General features: G+C 51.3%; 1 pseudogene. It reads left to right on the top strand.

Annotated elements, in window-relative coordinates:
- Nucleotides 1-458 (top strand): annotated as a pseudogene (locus QC282_RS32495) (IS4-like element IS421 family transposase); the annotation flags it as partial.

The raw sequence follows: 458 nt of genomic DNA, 5'->3' as shown, positions 1-458 counted from the left end.
ATGATCCTCATACCTGTCAGTTCACTGATTTTGAGCTAACCGACAGCAGAGACGCTGAACGGCTGGACCGATTTGCGCAAACGGCAGACGAGATACGCATTGCTGACCGGGGATTCGGTTCGCGTCCCGAATGTATCCGCTCACTTGCTTTTGGAGAAGCTGATTATATCGTCCGGGTTCACTGGCGAGGATTGCGCTGGTTAACTGCAGAAGGAATGCGCTTTGACATGATGGGTTTTCTGCGCGGGCTGGATTGCGGTAAGAACGGTGAAACCACTGTAATGATAGGCAATTCAGGTAATAAAAAAGCCGGAGCTCCCTTTCCGGCACGTCTCATTGCCGTATCACTTCCTCCCGAAAAAGCATTAATCAGTAAAACCCGACTGCTCAGCGAGAATCGTCGAAAAGGACGAGTAGTTCAGGCGGAAACGCTGGAAGCAGCGGGCCATGTGCTATTG

The sequence above is a fragment of the Streptomyces sp. DH24 genome (genome assembly GCF_029813775.1).
Lineage (GTDB): Bacteria > Actinomycetota > Actinomycetes > Streptomycetales > Streptomycetaceae > Streptomyces.
This window is presented reverse-complemented; position numbering and strand designations above follow the sequence as displayed.